General features: G+C 69.8%; 9 protein-coding genes. 7 read left to right on the plus strand and 2 right to left on the minus strand.

Annotation, left to right across the window (positions count from 1 at the left end; translation table 11 throughout):
- Positions 1–233 precede the first annotated feature (233 nt).
- Positions 234–1664, minus strand: a complete 1431-nt coding sequence (locus E4J16_RS08970) for a lipopolysaccharide biosynthesis protein (RefSeq protein WP_136313800.1) — start codon at positions 1662–1664, stop codon at positions 234–236.
- A gap of 283 nt (positions 1665–1947) precedes the next feature.
- Between E4J16_RS08970 and E4J16_RS08975 the strand changes: the two genes are divergently transcribed.
- From E4J16_RS08975 to E4J16_RS08985, 3 genes are read left to right on the plus strand one after another with little or no spacing between them, the layout of a single operon-like run.
- Positions 1948–3816 carry a polysaccharide biosynthesis protein gene (locus E4J16_RS08975; protein ID WP_136192318.1) on the plus strand — a complete coding sequence of 623 codons (1869 nt, stop codon included), beginning with the start codon at positions 1948–1950 and terminating at the stop codon, positions 3814–3816.
- Positions 3813–5027 carry a DegT/DnrJ/EryC1/StrS family aminotransferase gene (locus E4J16_RS08980; protein WP_136313801.1) on the plus strand — a complete coding sequence of 405 codons (1215 nt, stop codon included), beginning with the start codon at positions 3813–3815 and terminating at the stop codon, positions 5025–5027. The genes E4J16_RS08975 and E4J16_RS08980 overlap by 4 nt, the downstream gene beginning before the upstream one ends.
- Positions 5028–5075: 48 nt before the next feature.
- On the plus strand, positions 5076–5747 hold the full coding sequence (locus tag E4J16_RS08985; protein WP_136192320.1) for a Wzz/FepE/Etk N-terminal domain-containing protein: 672 nt from the start codon (positions 5076–5078) through the stop codon (positions 5745–5747).
- Positions 5748–5809: 62 nt separating this feature from the next.
- On the opposite strand, the gene E4J16_RS08990 is transcribed toward E4J16_RS08985, so the two are convergent.
- Complete coding sequence (locus E4J16_RS08990) at positions 5810–6313, minus strand: hypothetical protein (protein ID WP_136192321.1); 504 nt, start codon at positions 6311–6313, stop codon at positions 5810–5812.
- Positions 6314–6551: 238 nt separating this feature from the next.
- On the opposite strand from E4J16_RS08990, the gene valS reads away from it, so the two are divergent.
- The 4 genes from valS to E4J16_RS09010 all read left to right on the plus strand — a co-directional run bounded on the left by valS (position 6552) and on the right by E4J16_RS09010 (position 15896).
- Positions 6552–9377, plus strand: coding sequence for a valine--tRNA ligase (gene valS, locus E4J16_RS08995; protein WP_136313802.1), 2826 nt, complete (start codon positions 6552–6554; stop codon positions 9375–9377).
- A gap of 628 nt (positions 9378–10005) precedes the next feature.
- Positions 10006–11913, plus strand: coding sequence for an AMP-dependent synthetase/ligase (locus E4J16_RS09000; protein WP_136313803.1), 1908 nt, complete (start codon positions 10006–10008; stop codon positions 11911–11913).
- A gap of 180 nt (positions 11914–12093) precedes the next feature.
- Entirely contained in the window at positions 12094–13977 is a 1884-nt protein-coding gene (locus E4J16_RS09005) for an AMP-dependent synthetase/ligase (RefSeq protein ID WP_136192487.1), read from the plus strand.
- Positions 13974–15896: an AMP-dependent synthetase/ligase gene (locus tag E4J16_RS09010; RefSeq protein ID WP_240038093.1), complete on the plus strand. Its 1923-nt coding sequence runs from the start codon at positions 13974–13976 to the stop codon at positions 15894–15896. Before E4J16_RS09005 ends, E4J16_RS09010 begins: the two co-directional genes overlap by 4 nt.
- The last annotated feature ends 419 nt before the right edge of the window (positions 15897–16315 follow it).

Consider the following 16315-nt stretch of genomic DNA (forward strand, 5'->3'; position numbering starts at 1 on the left):
CGCCCTCGCCACCAGTCCTCATGCTCGCAGCTCCATGTGCTGTCTGCCCGGGCATCGGGGAAGGGCCGACCACCACGCCCCTGGTTGAAGGCACCTGCCCCGACAAGCACGAAGGACCCCATAACGACCGACCTCGGTATGTAAGATCAACCGACCTCGGTACGTAAGATCAACCGACCTCGGTACGTAAGATCAACCGACCTCGGTACGTAAGATCAACCGACCTCGGCAGACTACTCTGCGACGTGACGCCCCCGGCGGCGGCGTCCACCCCCGGGCAGCGCGTCCCGGTGCACGTACCCGTACAGCCCCAGGGTGGCGTACACCGCAAGCAGGCCAACCGGCGGCCCGCCGGCGGCAACCACCGCCAGGAACACTGCACACACCAGCAGCTCGGTGAGGGTGTCCGCAAGAATCGGCACCCTGATGAGGCGGTTGATCAAGACCTCGGAGGCGATCGAGCGGGCCGCGGAGACCACCGCGATCAGGAAGACGGCGGCCGTCGCCGAGCCCCACAGATACACCGTCCACCAGGTTCCCGCGACCGCCAGGCCCAGGCAGACCACGTTGATCAGTGCCATCAACCGCTCCCGCCGCATGACCTTCAAGAACACCACCGACAGCCCGCGGCTCTTGGTCTCGTACACGCTCAGGGGGAACAGCAGCGCCAGGAAGAAGATCGCCTGCGCGTAGTTGGGCAGCCACGCCCGCAGCAGCCAGGCAAGGGGGAAGTACAGGCCCAGCATCAGCACCAGCGGCGTCACGAACCGCGAGCGCAGTGCGGCATAGGCGTCGGCGTAGTGCGCACGATCCAGGTTGCTCAGCTGCGGGTACACGGAGATGGACACCGAGTTGACCAGCACCATGAACATGGTGGTGAACTGAAAGGCCAGGGACACCTGCGCGAACATCTCGATGCCCCAGTGATCCTCCACCGCCCAGCGCACCACGAAGGTGATCAGCGCCGCAGCCAGGTTGGACACCAGCACGAACATGCCCGCCCCGCAGTCGGCGAAGAACTCGCGGGTGGCCTGCCAGCTCAGGTCCGGGCGGGCCAGGAACACCCCGCGGGCGATCAGCACTGCGATGACCAGCCCCAGTGCCTTGCCCAGCGCGTCGAAGACGATGAACACAATCACCTCGCGCACCCCCAGCAGCAGTGCGCCGCCGACGCCGACGAAGGTCACCATCCGCTCCACCACGGTCCCCAGGGCGAAGGCCCGTGCCCTGCCGGCGATCTGCAGGATCACCGTGACCAGCGTGCGCGGCACGTAGAACAGCGCACCCGCGCCCGCCAGCACCAGGATCAGTCCCCGCTGCTGCTCCGGCGCGGACGCGTACACCCATGCCACCAGGCCCACGCAGGCCGCCAGATCCAGCAGGAACAGCCGGATCAGGCCGGCCGACAGGCGGGAACCGGGCATGTCCGCCCAGCGGCGTCCGCCCAGGCGCAGGTAGACGCCGTCCGTATAGCCGAAGGTCACATAGCCGAAGTACATGACGTACAGCTGGTAGAGCTGCCACAGCCCGTAGTCGGCCACGGAGATGATGCGTGGCAGCACGAGCGTCAGCAGCGCCGCCGAGAGCATGTACAGGACGTTGCCGACCAGCACCCAGGGCAGGCCCCGGGTCAGACTGCGGCCGGTCGGGGAGGCGGTGGACACAGAGATTCTCCTCACGTGTCATCGCTGCAGGGCGCAGACGGGTTCAGGGCGCCAGTCTGCGATGACCTCCCCCATGCTGGCCCGTGTGCACCGCGTCCGTCAAACGATTGGCGTTTGACCCCCACCGCATTTACGTCTTAAATGTTAACGGCCCTCGTTTCGCTTCCCTGACGTCGACGCTGTGCCGGACTCACCTCGCTACGCAGGATCGACGTTGCCGCAGTCACGAGGGTGCCGCCCTGAGCCCTGGGTCGGTCTACCGCCAAGAGGTATGTGACCAATCATGCGACCGAATACTGCATCCCCTGAACGCCAACCGCTGTTACTACCCGTCATCGACACCCTGTTCTGGCTTCTGGCCGCCTTCGTCGCCTGCCGATTGCACGGCGACGCCTTCGCCTCCCCCGCCGCTCTCACGCTGCTGGCCGCCGCGGCCATCGCCGGCGTCGTGAGCCTGGCCCTGGGATACCTGTGGCTGCTGACCTACCGACGCCGTTACCCGGCCGGTTCCTTCGAGGAGGCCACCGCCGTCGCCGCCCAGTTCGGCGTCGCCGCCCTGGTCATGCTGGTCCTCTCCGCGGGGTGGGCGGCCGCCACCGGCACCCCGCTGCGCACGCTCACGCTGGCGGCGACCTTCGCACTGGCGCTGCTGGCCTCGCTCACGGTGCGTTTCGCCATGCGGCTGGTGACTACCTACCAGGCCTCCCAGTACTACCAGCGCGTGGCCCGCGATCAGGCACCGATCGTCGTCGTAGGCGCGGGCCGGGTCGGCGAGCAGATCATTCACCTGACCAAGTTCGACGCCGCTTCCCCCTTCACCCCGGTGGGCCTGGTCGACGATGACCCCGCCAAGCGCAACCTGCGGATCCTGGGTGTGCCTGTGCGCGGCACCGTGGACGACCTCATCGGCGTCTGCTCCGAGCTGTCCGCCGCCACGGTGGTGATCGCGGTCGCCGACTTCCCCGCCGACCGCCTCAAGCAGGTCACTACCGGGTGCGCGGAGCACGGCATCCGCGTGATGACGATCGTTCCGGTCCGGCAGCTGACCAACCGCGCCCTGCAGATCTCCGACATCCGGGAGATTGACCTGGCGGAGGTGCTTGGCCGCCGCGAGATCCACACCGACGTGTCCCAGATCGCCGGCTACCTGTCCGGCCGCACCGTCCTGGTTACCGGGGCCGGCGGTTCCATCGGCTCCGAGATCGCACGCCAGATCCACGGCTTCGGCCCCAAGGAACTGGTGCTGCTGGACCGGGACGAGTCGGCCCTGCACTCGGTGCAGCTCGACATCTACGGCAAGGGTCTGCTCGACACCCGCGACATGGTCCTGTGCGACATCCGCGACCGGGAGGCGCTTGAGGCCGTGTTCGCCGAGCACCGCCCGCAGGTGGTGTTCCACGCCGCTGCCCTCAAGCACCTGCCGATGCTGGAGATGTACCCGGAGGAGGGCTGGAAGACCAATGTGCTGGGCTCGCGCAACGTGATCGAGCTGGCGCTCAAGTACGACGTTGAGACCCTGGTCAACATCTCCACCGACAAGGCGGCCGACCCCACCTCGGTGCTGGGACGCACCAAGCTGCTCGCCGAGCGCATGACTACGGCGACGGCACTGGGATGCGGCCGGCGCTTCGTGTCGGTGCGCTTCGGGAATGTGCTGGGCTCGCGCGGCTCCATGCTGTGGACCTTCAAGCGCCAGATCGAGGAGGGTGGGCCGATCACCGTCACCCACCCCGACGTGGAGCGCTTCTTCATGACCATCCCGGAGGCGTGCCAGCTGGTGCTGCAGGCGGGATCCTTCGGTCGCCCCGGTGACACGATGGTGCTTGACATGGGTGAGCCCGTGAAGATCGTCGACGTCGCCCGCCGGCTGATTGCGCAGTCGGGCAAGGACGTCCGCATCGAGTTCACCGGGCTGCGCCCGGGCGAGAAGCTCTCCGAGGACCTGGTTGCCCACTCCGAGCACGGTGAGCGCCCCTTCCACCCGCTCGTCAGTCACGTGCGCGTGCAGGAGGAGGACCCGCAGGCGGTGGCTGAGCTGCACGCCTGGGCGGTGGGCGAGGACCCGCTGGACGGAGCGTCGCAGGCCGTGACCGAGGAGGCCGTCACCGCGGCCGACCTGCGGGTCCCCGACTCCGCGGAGGCACTGCGATGATTCCCTTCTCCCCGCCTACTCTGACCGAGGAAGACATCGACGCCGTCGTGGAAGTGCTGCGCTCGGGCTGGATCACCTCCGGCCCCGTGGGCCGCCGCTTCGAGCAGCGCATCGCGCAGGTGAGTGGCACCAGTGGTGCGGTGGCGCTCAGTTCCGCCACGGCGGCCCTGGAGCTGGCGCTGCGCGTGGCCGGGGCCGGGCCGGGTGACGAGGTGGTGGTGCCCGCTTACACCTACACCGCCTCCGCCTCGGTGGTTGACCACGTCGGCGCGAAGATCGTCATGGTCGATTCCGAGCCCGGCTCCCCGTTCCCCGGCGTGGAGCGCATTGCCGCCGCCGTCACCGAGCGCACCCGCGCGGTGATCACTGTCGACCTGGCCGGTATCCCCTTCGACTCCCGGCCGCTGGCCGAGCTGCTGGCCGGACGCGGGCGCACAGACACCGGGCTGGGTGCCGCGCTGGGACGGCCGGTGATCATCTCCGACTCCGCGCACTCGCTGGGCGCCTCGCTGGACTCACATCCTGCCGGGTCGCTGGCGGACCTGACCGCCTTCTCATTCCACGCCGTCAAGAACCTGACGACGGCGGAGGGCGGGGCGCTCACCTGGCGCTCCGGCCTGCCCACCGACCAGGAGGCACTGGAGCGCTGGGTGCGCACCTATTCGCTGCACGGGCAGACCAAGGACGCGCTGGCCAAGTCGCGGGGCGCCTCCTGGGAGTACGACGTGATCGCCCCCGCCTACAAGTGCAACCTCCCGGACACGCTGGCGGCTCTGGGGCTGTCGCAGCTGGACCGGTACGACCACTCCCTGGAGCGTCGGCGTGAGCTGCTCACCCGCTACGCCGAGGGACTGGCCGGCACCGGGGTGACGCTGCTGGACCACGGCGGCGACGGCGTCATCTCCAGCGGCCACCTGGCGATCGCCACACTGCCGGTGCCCGGAGTCGCCGAGCGCAACCAGGTGATCCAGGACCTGTACGAGGCCGGGGTGTCCGCCAACGTCCACTACAAGCCGCTGCCGCTTTTGACCGCCTACCGCGATCTCGGCTTCGACATCGCCGACTTCCCGAACGCCTTCGCCTTCTACTCCACGGAGCTGACGCTGCCTCTGCACCTGGCGCTCAGCGACGCGGACGCGGAGCAGGTGTGCACCGTGCTCACCGCCGCGCTGCGGCAGCGCTCGGCGCAGGGAACGGTGTCCGCCGCCTGACTCCGCCCACAACCGACCTGAACAGACCTACGCAAAGGATCTAAAGCAATGCAGGAACTCATGACCCTCGTGCGCCGGGGCCTGGTATGGATCATTGTCCTCGGAATCGTCGGCGGTGTGGCCGGGGGCGTGGCCGCTGCGGCGGCCGACCCCGTCTACACCGCCAGCTCGATCGCCTACGTGCAGGTCAAGGTCGACCCCGAGGAGGGTATGAGCGGGTACTCCTACGCCTCCTCCGTGGCCGACTCCGCCACCGACGGCTACCTGCCGGTGCTCACCTCACCGGCCGTTGCCCAGGAGGTCATCGAGGAGCTCGGCCTGACCCAGACGCCGACCGAGGTGGCGGCCTGGATCTCCGCAACCCGTGTCACCGAGTCCCCGGCCATCAGCATTCAGGTGTCAGCGCCCTCCAAGGACGTGGCGGCTGCCGTGGCCGACTCCGTCGTCGCCCATGCCTCCGACGACCTGGGGGCCCTGGCCGGAGACGACTACCCAGTGAGCCTGGCGCTGCTCAGCCCCGCACAGGTCGCGGCTGTTACGCAGGCGCCCTCCGTTACGCGTTACGCCGCGGCTGGAGTCGCGGGTGGCGTGATCCTCGGCATCATCGTGGCCTTCATGCTCGCCACGGCCCGGCCCGCACGCTCGCAGGTGGCACAGCCGACCGCCCGCGGCGGCCGCGCCGCCACCCCGGCTCCCGCGCCCGACGACGAGGCGCGGTAGCGGGCACGTCCAACGGCGCCCCTCGCGCTCTGCGGGTCACCGCTCGAGCTCCGTGCGGATGGTCAGGACTTGGACGGAGAGGGCTCGTAGAGGCGTTCATCACCGCCGGATGCGGGTGCGGTCGCCTCGGCCAGCATTAGCCAGGCCGAGGCGAGCCGCGCCGCATCCGGCGCGACCATTACACGCAGACCCGTCGCCACGGCCTCTTCGTGTACCTCCCCCGGGTGCGCCTGGTCCAGCAGGAGCACCGGGGCGGGGCGCCCCGGCGGGGCGTCGGCCTCGTGCCCGGTGAGCAGCCCCGGCGGGACGCCGTCGGCGTCGGCGATGAGAACTACAGTGTCCGCCCACCGGTCCACCCACCAGTCCGCATCCGGGGCGGGCATCCGCACTCGCACGTCCATGCCCAGCCGCCGTAGCAGCGCGGCCGCCTCCATGACCATGGCGCGCATGCGCGTCGGCGCCTCCTCGCCCCCCGGCCACAGCACGTTGAAGGTGGATCGTGCACCACCGGCCGCGCGGGTCCCGGCGGAGTCACGCCGAGGGCACGCGCTCCGCGTCTCGCTCATGGGCCGCTCCCCCATCATTCAGGTACTCATGCGCTACGGCAGCGGCGATCGTGCTGCTGCGGCGCTCCATGCTGCCACCGGTTCCCGAAGCAGCGAGCCCGACGTCGCCGTCGTCGCCCAGCTGAGGTGGTCTTGCATCCGGCTCGCAACCCAGGAGCATGCCCAGGTTGTCCACCTCACATGCGATGAGACGGCGCCGGGAGAAGCAGGCCCGTCCCGCCGTGACAGAATCGGGGCCATGTCTGAGTCCGCCGCCGAATCCGCTGCGCCAACACCTGCCGCCCCGGCACGGGGCCGCTTCCTGCCCTCCGAGCTCCACTCCCCCCGCGTGCCCGACAAGGTCAGCACCGACGGCCTGGAGGAGACCTGGAAGGAGCGCTGGGAGCAGGACGGCATCTACGCCTTCGACCGCAGCGCGCAGCGCCATGAGGTCTTCTCCATCGACACCCCGCCGCCGACCGTGTCAGGCTCCCTGCACGTGGGGCACGTGTTCTCCTACACCCATACCGACACGCTGGCGCGCTTTCACCGCATGCGCGGCAAGGCCGTGTTCTACCCCATGGGCTGGGACGACAACGGCCTGCCCACCGAGCGGCGAGTGCAGAACTACTTCGGGGTGCGCTGCGACCCCTCGCTGCCCTACGACCCGGACTTCACTCCCCCGCACACCGGCGGTGAGGGCAAGTCCATCAAGGCCCGCGACCAGGTGCCGATCTCACGCCGCAACTTCGTGGAGCTGTGCGAGCGCCTGACCGCCCTGGACGAGGCGCAGTTCGAGGCCCTGTGGCGCCACCTGGGGCTGAGCGTGGACTGGCGGCAGACCTACCAGACCATCGGCACGCGCGCACGCCAGGTCGCCCAGACGGCGTTCCTGCGCAACCTGGCACGCGGCGAGGCCTACCAGGCGCAGGCCCCCGGCCTGTGGGACGTCACCTTCGGCACCGCCGTCGCCCAGGCGGAGATCGAGTCGCGCGAGTACCCGGGCTTCTACCACCGCCTGGCCTTCCACGTCGTCGACCCCCAGGCGGCTGCCACCGCGGCCGCAGCGGGCGCGCCCATCGAAACCGGCCCGGGGGGCACCGCCGACGTGTGCATCGAGACCACCCGGCCGGAGCTGCTGGCGGCCTGCGTGGCCCTGGTGGCCCACCCCGACGACGAGCGCTACCAGCCCCTGTTCGGTACCACCGTGGCCTCCCCCGTCTTCGGGGTGGAGGTTCCCGTCCTGCCGCACCCCGAGGCGGAGATGGACAAGGGCGCCGGCATCGCCATGTGCTGCACCTTCGGCGACACCACCGACATCGACTGGTGGCGCGACCTGAACCTGCCGCTGCGCGCCATCCTGCGCAAGGACGGGCGCATCGAGACCGAGACGCCCGCGTGGATCACCACCGAGGCGGGTCGGCGGGCCTATGCGGACATGGCGGGCAAGACCACCTACTCCGCCCGCCAGGTGATGGTGGAGGCGCTGACCGCCTCCGGCGAGATGCGCGGGGAGCCCACCAAGACGGTGCGGCAGACGAACTTCTTCGAGAAGGGCGACAAGCCGCTGGAGATCGTCACCTCGCGCCAGTGGTACATCCGCAACGGCGGCAAGGCCTGGACCAACCCGGCCTCCGGCAAGGACTTGGCCGACGAGCTGCTCGAGCGCGGCAAGGAGCTGAGTTTCTTCCCCGACTTCATGCGGGTGCGCTACGAGAACTGGGTGGGGGGCCTGAACAACGACTGGCTGATCTCCCGCCAGCGCTTCTTCGGCGTACCCTTCCCGCTGTGGTACCGGGTGGGTGAGGACGGCGAGGTGGACTACGACGCCGTCATCACCCCCGAGGAGTCCGCCCTGCCGGTGGACCCCTCCACCGACGTGCCCGTCGGCTACACCGAGGAGCAGCGGGGCAAGCCCGGCGGCTTCGTCGGCGAGCTGGACATCATGGACACCTGGGCCACCTCCTCCCTGTCGCCGCAGCTGGCATCGGGCTGGCTGACCGACGAGGACCTGTTCGGCCGTGTCTACCCAATGGACCTGCGCCCCCAGGGGCAGGACATCATCCGCACCTGGCTGTTCACCTCCGTGGTCCGCGCGAACCTGGAGTTCGGCGCCCTGCCGTGGGCGAACGCGGGACTGTCGGGCTGGATCCTGGACTCCGACCACAAGAAGATGTCCAAGTCCAAGGGCAATGTGGTCACCCCCATGGGACTGCTGGAGAAGTACGGCTCCGACGCCGTGCGCTACTGGGCGGCCTCCGCTCGCCTGGGCCTGGACGCCGCCTTCGAGGAGACGCAGATCAAGATCGGTCGCCGCCTGGCCATCAAGCTGCTCAACGCCTCCAAGTTCGCGCTGTCCATGGGCATCCCGTGGGACGCCGATGCGGCCACCAAGGCGGCGGCGCCGGCTCCGAGCCTGGACGCCGCGCAGGTCACCGAACCCATTGACCGGGCCGTACTTGCGGCCCTGGCGGATGTGGTCGACGCGGCCACCGCCGCCTTCGAGGGCTTCGAGCACTCCCGCGCGCTGGAGGCGACCGAGTCGCTGTTCTGGACCTTCTGCGACGACTACATCGAGCTGGTCAAGGACCGCGCCAACGACGCGGGCGCCAACCACGACCCGGCCGCGGTGCGCAGCGCCCGCACCTCCCTGGCCATCGCCGTGGACACCTTCGTGCGCCTGTTCGCCCCGTTCCTGCCCTTCGCCGCCGAGGAGGTGTGGAGCTGGTACCGCACCGGCTCGGTGCACCGGGCGTCCTGGCCCGTGGCGGAACCGCTGCGTGAGGCGGCCGGCGATGCCGACGCCGAGCTCGTGGCCCGTGCGGGCGCCGCCCTGGCGGCTCTGCGCAAGGTCAAGTCCGAGGCCAAGACCAGCCAGAAGACCCCGATCCTGGCGGTGACGCTGGCGGTTTCGGAACAGGCCGCTCCCGCCGTCGAGCTGGTGCGCGCCGACCTGGTGGAGGCCGCCAAGGTGACCGGCGAGCTCACGCTCGCCCCGTCCGCGGATGCCGCCGATGCCCCGGCGGTGCAGGTGGTCGAGGTAGAGCTCGGCGAGCCCCCGGCCAAGCCCGCCAAGCGGGGCTGACAAGCAGGTCGACCACCGCGGGCCGCTGGAGCGGCCCAGCCAGACACAAGGCACAGCCCGGCCCGCCGTGCACGGTTGCCCCCGCGCCCGGCGGGTCGGTGTGTGCGCTCGGCCCCGGCGACGCCTCCGGCGCTTGCTCCCCGCGCCCGGCGGGCCGGCGTCCGCTTCACACCAGCTGCCACACCCCGGCCGCGAATTCCTGGCTCCTCCGGTTTGAGAGCGTGGTGTCCGGCCGAGGCGACGAGGTCGTTCTCGGGTTGGTTGGGTCGTCCTCGGGCCGGCGGGAAGGTTGTGGATGAGGATCATCTGCGACGCCACCTCCCCGTCTGCAACGCCACTTCGGGGTTAACAACGCCAGTTAACCGTCTGCTGCAGGCCCCAGAGGTATACAGCAGACCGTTAAGTAGCGTTGTTAACGTCCAACCGGCGCAGCAGACACCCCAGCACACCCCCATAGCCACCACACCCCACGCCGGAAGCACCGCAACAGGCCCTCGGCCTGAACCGCACCTGACCTGCGGGATCGGGAACCGGCCACGCGGTATGGTGAGGGAAACATCACCAGGACCGGAACGCGCGAGCACAGCTCCGCACCATCGCGCAACGCCGGTCGAGGAAGAAGAGGATCATGACCTCAGGCTCAGCGGATTCTGGATCTGCCGCACCGGAGGCGGCCGCCGCGGCCGACTCCCCCGGCACTCCGACGGCGGGCGCCCTCCAGTGGCAGGCCCCCACCCTCATTCGCATTGATGAGCGCACCACGATTCCCTCGTTGCTGCAGGCCAGGGTGCGGCGCTCCGCCGCGCGCCCGCTGATCGCCCGCAAGCAGGAGTTCGGCGAGGCCTGGCAGACCGTCACCGCGCAAGAGTTCTATGACGATGTGTGCTCGGTTGCCGCCGGCCTGATCGGCAAGGGGCTTCAGCCGGGCGCACGGGTGGCGATCATGTCACGCACCCGCTACGAGTGGACGCTGCTGGACTTCGCCTGCTGGGCGGCGGCGCTCGTGCCCGTACCCATCTACGAGACCAGCTCCGCGGAGCAGATCGCCTACGTGCTGGCCGATTCCAAGGCCCGCTTGGTGGTCACGGAGTCCATCACCACCGCGGAGCTGGTGCGTGCCGCCGCGGCCTCACTGGATCGGCCCGAGCCCGAGGTGCTGTCGCTGGACACCGGCGCCCTGCACGCGATCACCGAGGCCGGACGCGGAGTGACCGCCGAGCAGGTGGCCGTGCGCACGGCCTCCCTGACCACCGCATCGACCTCCACCATCGTGTACACCTCCGGCACCACCGGCTCCCCCAAGGGCACGGTGCTGTCCCACGGGAACTTCACCGACCTGTGCTCGAACGCGCACCTGTGGATGCCGGAGATCGCCATGGGACGCGACTCGCGGCTGCTGCTGTTCCTGCCCCTGGCACATGTCTTCGCCCGCTTCCTGGAGGTCTTCCAGATCTCCGGGGAGGGCATCATCGGGCACGTGCCCGACACCAAGAACCTGCTGTCGGACCTGGCCTCGTTCCGCCCCTCCTACCTGCTGGTGGTGCCCCGGGTCCTGGAGAAGATCTACAACTCCGCCGATGCGCGGGCGGGCAATGGCGGAGCGCGGCGGCTCTTCCGCTGGGCGGCGCGGGTCGCCGTCGACTACTCCCGGGCGCAGGACACCCCGGCTGGGCCGTCCCGTGCCCTGCGCGCGCAGCGGGCTGTGGCCGACCGGCTGGTCTACCGGCGGATCCGCGCCCTGGTGGGTGACAACGCCGACTGGATCATCTCCGGCGGGGCGCCGCTGTCGCCACGCCTGGCCCACTTCTACCGGGGCCTGGGTATTCCAGTGCTGGAGGGCTACGGGCTTACCGAGACAGTCGGCCCGATCTCGGTGAACACGCCACGGCTGACGAAGATCGGCACCGTCGGACCGCCACTGCCGCCGATGGCGGTGCGGATCTCCGCCGACGGAGAGATCATGCTCAAGGGGCCGTCCGTGTTCCAGGGCTACCATGACGACCCTGCCGCGACGGCGGCCGCCTTCACCGATGACGGCTGGTTCCGCACCGGCGACCTGGGCTCACTGGACCGGGACGGCTACGTCACCATCACCGGCCGCGCCAAGGACGTGATCGTCACCGCCGGTGGCAAGAATGTCTCCCCCGCCCCGCTGGAGGACTCGCTGCGCGGCCACCCGCTGATCAGCCAGGTGGTGGTAGTCGGTGAGCAGCGCCCGTTCGTGTCCGCCCTGATCACGCTCGACGCCGAGATGCTGCCGTCCTGGCTGCGCGCCCACGGCCTGGGGCCCATGACCGTGTCCGAGGCCGCCTCGGACCCGCAGGTCCTGGCGGCCTTGGACCGAGCCGTTCAGCGCGCCAACACGCACGTGTCCCGGGCCGAGTCGATCCGCAAGATCCGGGTGCTCAAGGTCGACTTCACGGAGGCCAACGGCCTGCTGACCCCATCGCTGAAGGTACGGCGCGGGGTGGCGCTGGAGCGCTTCGCGGCGGACATCGATGACCTGTACGGCGGGCCCACCGGAGTGCAGTCATGACATACCCGTGAACCGTCCGGGCGCGGCGCCGGAGCGCACGTCGGCGGCGAGTGCCCCACCCCCAACCTGCCGGTTGGAGGATTTCTCCAACACCCATTGCCGGTTTCGTCGCTCCGATCCGCGCCCAACCGACCCACTACCTGAAAGAATGATGCAGTGGCCCAACAGTCTTCCGCACCCATGTCCATAGGCATCCCCTCCGAGGCGGGCAGTCCCGCCGTCGTCGACGGCGCCGCCGTCAGCCCCCTGGTCAGGGAGCCGGAGTCGGACTGGACCGTCCCCTGGCTGCTGGCCGACCGCATCTCCCGCTTGCCCGACGCCACCCTGATCGAGCGCAAGACTCAGCTGGGGAACTCATGGGTGAAGGTGACCGCGCGCGCCTTCGGGGACGACGTCGTCCGGGTCGCCTCCGGTCTGATCGGGCTGGGGCTCCAGGTCGGCCAGTCGGTGGGCATCATGGCGCACACCTCTTACGAGTGGACGCTGCTGGACATGGCCATCGCCCGCGCGGGACTGGTGTCCGTACCCATCTATGAGACGGACTCCGCCGAGCAGGTGGAGTGGATTCTGACCGACGCCGACGTCCGGCTCGTGGTTACCGAGAGCGCCGTCCTGGCTGAGCTCGTGAGAGGTGCGGCCGAGCGCGTGGCCGCCGCCTCCCAGGCGCCCGCCGTGAAGGTGCTCTCCCTGGACCATGACGCCATCGCCGTGATCAGTGAGGCGGGCCGGGATGTGAGCCGGGACGAGCTCGAGGCCCGCTCCGCCTCCCTGACCTGCGATGACGTGTACTCCATCATCTACACCTCCGGCACCACCGGTCGTCCCAAGGGCGTGGAGATCACCCACCGGCAGGCCGCCGGCCTGGGGTGGAACGGGGTGCGCTGGATCCCGGAGCTGCTCAACTCCCCCGACACCCGGCTGCTACTGTTCCTGCCCTTGGCGCACGCCTACGCCCGCTTCCTGCAGCTGCTGGCGATTGCCGGCAACGGCGTGCTCGGCCACACTCCCAACGTCAAGACGCTGCTACCGGATCTGAAGGGCTTCGCGCCCTCCTACGTGCTGGCGGTGCCCCGCGTGCTGGAGAAGATCTACAACGCCGCCGACGCCAAGGCCGGCTCCGGCGCCAAGCTGCGGACCTTCCGCTGGGCGGCGAAGGTGGCGATCTCCTACTCCCGGGCCCTGGATACCCCGGAGGGACCCTCCCGGCAGCTGCGGGCCGCCCACGCGCTGGCCGACCGCCTGGTCTACCGCACGATCCGCTCGCTGCTGGGCCCCAACGCCCGCTACGCGATCTCCGGCGGGGGGCCACTCGGTGAGCGGCTCGGCCACTTCTACCGGGGCATCGGCCTGGTCATCCTGGAGGGCTACGGGCTCACCGAGACCATCGGCCCCACCGCCGTCAACCTGGACATCCTCAACAAGATCGGCACCGTGGGCCCGCCCGTGTGCGGCAACCGGGTGCGGGTCGGGGAGGACGGCGAGCTGGAGGTCACCGGCCTGGGCGTGTTTACGCGCTATCACAACAACCCCGAGGCCACCGCGGAGGCCTTCACCCCCGACGGCTGGTTCCGCACCGGTGACATCGGCTCCGTGGATGCCGACGGCTGGGTGCGGATCACGGGGCGTAAGAAGGAGCTGATCGTCACCGCCGGCGGCAAGAACGTGGCCCCCAACATCCTGGAGGACCGGCTGCGCGGGCACCCGCTGGTCAGCCAGGTGCTGGTGATCGGCGACGGCGAGCCCTTCATCTCCGCCCTGGTCACCCTGGACAAGGAGATGCTCCCCCAGTGGCTGGCCAACCACAACCTGCCAGAGATGGACGTCATCGAGGCCTCCACCCACCCACAGGTGCTGGCCGCCCTGGACCGGGCGGTGGCACGCACCAACCGGGCGGTGTCCCGCGCGGAGTCGATCCGCACCTACCGTGTGCTCACCTCCGACTTCACCGAGGCCAACGGGCTGCTCACGCCGTCGCTGAAGGTTAAGCGCAGCCTGGTGATGGAGACCTATGCGGACACCATCGCCGAGATCTACTCCACCACTAAGAAGGGGCCGCAGGAGTGACTCAGGACAACACATCCGCCGACACCGCCGTCGGCCCAGTCCCGCCGCGGGAACAGTCGACTCCGCTGCTGGTGCCGCTGCACGCGGCCATGACGGCGCCGTGGGCACTGGCCGAGCGCGCGCGAACCAACCCCCGCGGGGCCCTGATCGCACGCAAGTCCTCCGTTGGCGGGCGCTGGCGCGACATGTCCGCGCAGGCCTTCCGCGACCAGGTCCGCGAGGTCGCGGCCGGACTCGTCTCCCTGGGGCTGGAGCCCGGGGATGCGCTCGGCATCATGGCACATACCTGCTACGAGTGGACGCTGCTGGACTTCGCCGCCTGGGAGGCCGGACTCGTCGTCGTCCCCATCTATGAGACCTCCTCCGCCGAGCAGGCCCGCTGGATACTCACCGACGCCGCCGTGCGCCTGGTGGTCGTCGAGGACCAGCCCATGGAGACCATGCTGACGGCGCTCGCGGCGCAGGACCCGGCACTGGCGGAGCTGAGGGTGCTGAGCCTGGCCCGGGATGCCATCACCGAGCTGGTCACCGCGGGCAAGGATGTGCGCCCGACCGAGCTGGACACCCGCGCCACCGCGCTGACCAGCACCGACCTGGCCACTATCGTCTACACCTCGGGCACCACTGGCCGCCCCAAGGGCGCGGAGCTGACCCACGGCAACCTGATCCACCTGTGTGTGAACGCCTGCGCGCACGTGCCCGAGGTGCTGGAGGCGCCCGAGACGCGCACGCTGCTGTTCCTGCCGCTGGCGCATGTGCTGGGCAGGTTCGTGGAAGTCGCCATCGTGTGCTCCTCCGCGGGTGTGCTCGGCCACGCCCCCAACGTGAAGAACCTGGTCACCGACCTGGCCTCCTTCAGGCCGACCTTCGTGCCCGCGGTGCCGCGCGTGTTTGAGAAGATCTACAACGCCGCCGATGCGCGCGCCGCCGGCGCCAAGCAGAAGGTGTTCCGTCTGGCCGCCAAGACGGCGATCGCCTACTCCCGTGCGCTGGACACTCCTGCGGGGCCGAGCCGTGGCCTGCGCGCCCAGCGGGCGGCCTTCGACCGGCTGGTGTTCTCCACCCTGCGGGAGCTGCTCGGCGGGCGTGTCACGCATGTGATCTCCGGCGGCGGCCCACTGGGTGAGCGCTTAGGGCACTTCTACCGCGGTGCCGGAGTGACCGTGTTGGAGGGGTATGGGCTCACGGAGACCTCAGCCCCCTGCACCGTGAACCTGCCGGCGGCCACCCGCATCGGTTCGGTGGGCCTGCCCCTGCCCGGCACCGCCATCCGCCTGGACGACGACGGCGAGGTACTGATCAGTGGCATCGGCACCTTCCGCGGCTACCACAACAACCCGGAGGCCACGGCGGAAGCCTTCGTCACCCCGGCCGACACCGCGCACGCACGTTCCGGTGAGCCGGAAACGGTATCCGCCGCAGGCACGCTGTGGCTGCGTAGCGGCGACATCGGCGCCCTGGACGCGGACGGCTTCCTGCACATCACCGGCCGCAAGAAGGAGCTGATCGTCACCGCCGGCGGAAAGAATGTGGCGCCCGCGGTGCTGGAGGACCGGCTGCGCGGCCACCCGCTGGTCAGCCAGGTACTGGTGGTCGGGGAGAACCGGCCGTGCATCGGCGCCCTGGTGACTCTGGACGCCGAGATGCTGCCGCTGTGGCTGTCCAGTCACGGCCTGCCGGACATGGACCCGATCGATGCTGCGAAGGATCCACGTGTGCGCGCCGCCCTGGAGCGGGCTGTTGCCCGCGCCAATGAGGCGGTCTCCCGGGCGGAGGCCATCCGCACCTTCACGGTGCTGCCGGGCGACTTCACTGAGGCCAACGGGCTGCTCACCCCGTCGCTGAAGGTACGCCGGGCGGAAGCCACCAGGCGCTTCGCCAAGGAGATCGACGAGCTCTATCTGCGAGCAAGCATATGAGGTGATTGCACCTATGCCGCCCTACCGGCCCGATGCGGACCAGTCTGCTGCGGCGTCAACGCTGACGCCTCCTGTCCGAGCGCGCGGCGATCGCCGCGCGTCGTCCTGATCTCCACGTGCTTCTGGCGGCGAGGCTGGCCGCCTCTCCCGAGCCGCTGACATGGCTCGCAGTACAACGGATTCGGCGGTCCAGTCCACTCGGACCAGCGGGGAGTACCTGGCTTCCAGCCGTATCCGTACCCGCTCTCGCCAGCTCGGCCTGCACCAATCGACCACCGCCAGACGATCGCCAATTCCACGACGTTCTCAGGCAGTGTGTGGATGAGGCCGAGCCGCTTTCGCGGGCACCTGAGATCGGTCTCATCGTAGGCTTGGCGTATGCCGTGCCTCGCGCTGGGCAGCATCACGGCTCTTCGTGT

The sequence above is a fragment of the Actinomyces procaprae genome (assembly GCF_004798665.1).
In the GTDB taxonomy this organism is placed as follows: domain Bacteria; phylum Actinomycetota; class Actinomycetes; order Actinomycetales; family Actinomycetaceae; genus Actinomyces; species Actinomyces procaprae.

Coding starts and splice junctions, on each gene's coding strand:
- E4J16_RS08975 (WP_136192318.1), top strand. CDS start 1,948: ATGCGACCGAATACTGCATCCCCTGAACGCCAACCGCTGTTACTACCC.
- E4J16_RS08980 (WP_136313801.1), top strand. CDS start 3,813: ATGATTCCCTTCTCCCCGCCTACTCTGACCGAGGAAGACATCGACGCC.
- E4J16_RS08985 (WP_136192320.1), top strand. CDS start 5,076: ATGCAGGAACTCATGACCCTCGTGCGCCGGGGCCTGGTATGGATCATT.
- E4J16_RS08990 (WP_136192321.1), bottom strand. CDS start 6,313: ATGAGCGAGACGCGGAGCGCGTGCCCTCGGCGTGACTCCGCCGGGACC.
- valS (WP_136313802.1), top strand. CDS start 6,552: ATGTCTGAGTCCGCCGCCGAATCCGCTGCGCCAACACCTGCCGCCCCG.
- E4J16_RS09000 (WP_136313803.1), top strand. CDS start 10,006: ATGACCTCAGGCTCAGCGGATTCTGGATCTGCCGCACCGGAGGCGGCC.
- E4J16_RS09005 (WP_136192487.1), top strand. CDS start 12,094: ATGTCCATAGGCATCCCCTCCGAGGCGGGCAGTCCCGCCGTCGTCGAC.